This window comes from Acinetobacter endophylla (assembly GCF_053543775.1).
In genome coordinates this window covers 1-1862 of the sequence record NZ_JBLVOM010000062.1, presented here as the reverse complement: position 1 = coordinate 1862, position 1862 = coordinate 1, and the positions used below count along the sequence as shown (strand labels likewise).

1 protein-coding gene and 1 pseudogene are annotated in these 1862 nt (G+C 40.7%); both read right to left on the bottom strand.

Annotated elements, in window-relative coordinates:
* Positions 1-93 (bottom strand): annotated as a pseudogene (locus ACNPNW_RS04800) (IS5/IS1182 family transposase); the annotation flags it as partial.
* Between the two features lie 167 nt (positions 94-260).
* Positions 261-1862, bottom strand: a 1602-nt coding sequence (locus ACNPNW_RS04795; protein ID WP_527890965.1) for an excinuclease ABC subunit UvrA, incomplete at its 5' end; no start/stop codon positions are given.

The following is a 1862-nucleotide window of genomic DNA, read 5'->3' as shown; positions in this document are numbered from 1 at the left end:
AAACCAAATGGCAATATTTCCGCGACTCATGAGTGCTCGGTTATATGCGGGCCAATTGGTTGTGCGGTAGATTTTCTGTGTAGGCTTCTTCATTTGAAAATTATATCGCTGAAAAAGCCGTTACAGATAGGTTTGTGCAACAAAGCCCTTAGTTGAAAAAAACTTTTAGATTTCATGCTCACACACCACCTAAAACAAAAAAATATCTGATTGATTTTACAGGCTTTTAATTTAAGGTTTTATTCTACCCACTCGCAATATCAACGTTTAGTATCACGACTCACTAACTCATTAACTAAATATGGAGCAGTACGGCTATCTTGATTTTCTGTTATTTGTTTTGGTGTTCCTGCCACAACAATATTCCCACCAGCATTTCCAGCACCTGGTCCCACATCAATCACCCAATCTGCTTGTGCAACGGCACGCATATCATGCTCAATCATAACCACGGTATTACCCGCATCGACTAATCGCTGCAATTGAACTAACAATCGATCTACATCTGATGGATGCAAACCTGTAGTTGGCTCATCAAGTATATACAGTGTATTTCCACGCTGATTGCGTTGCAGCTCGGTCGCCAATTTAATACGTTGCGCTTCTCCACCAGATAGTTCAGTCGCTGGTTGCCCTAAACGTAAATAACCAAGGCCAATTTCCTTTAATAATTGTAGTGAACGAGCAATCGAGACCTCTCCATCAAAAAAATCACGTGCTTCATTGACGGTCATTCCTAATACTTCAGCAATATTACGTCCATTCCAGCGAATTTTCAGAGTGTCATCATTATATCGAGCACCATGACATGTCGGACAAGGGGCATATACACTTGGCATAAACAATAATTCTACACTGACAAAGCCTTCACCTTCACAAGTTTCACATCGCCCTTTAGCCACATTAAACGAAAAACGTCCAGCATCATAATGAGCTTGGCGAGCTTCAGGAGTCCCAGCAAATAACTTTCTAACATGATCAAATAAACCCGTATAAGTTGCCAGATTAGAACGTGGAGTACGGCCAATTGGTTTTTGATCAACCTGTACCAGACGCTGTATAGCCTCCACATCACCAGCCAGAGAACCCTGTGTAACCTCGGTAACCAACATTCCTTCATTTAAAGGATTATTTTCATTATTGTTTTCAGTTTCAGATTCATTGCCTAAATATGAAAGTACTAACTCGGGTAAAGCTTGAGAAACGAGACTAGATTTACCTGAACCTGAAATACCTGTAACTGCTGTAAGTACACCAAGAGGTATACGAGCATCAATATTATGCAGGTTATGTCGGTAAATATTGTTAAGTTCAAGCCAACCAGAGGGTGTACGTCCATAACTTTGAGTAACTGGGATTTTATTAAATAAATAACTTGCAGTACGTGAAGCTGAAATCTCACTTAAACCCTGAGGTACTCCACTATATAAAATATTACCACCTTGCTCTCCTGCATCTGGTCCAACATCCACTAACCATTGAGCACGACGCATGAGCTCTAAATCATGCTCTACAACAAATACGGAGTTTCCAGCGTCTCTTAATTTATCGAGAGAATCATATAATGACTGACTATCTGAAGGATGTAATCCAGCAGACGGTTCATCCAGTACATAAACTACACCAAATAGCATAGAACTTAATTGTGTTGCTAAACGCAAACGTTGTAACTCTCCCGCTGAAAGAGTCGGTGTGGCTCTATCTAATGTTAGATAACCAAGACCTAACTGGCGTAATTGATTTAAACGCCCCACCACACCATTTGCTAAACGCTGCGCAGCAATTTTCTTTTCATCTGAAAGTGCTGACGTACGTCTTACATCTGGAGATACAGAATGCACTGCTCTACCTGTTGTTGCTCG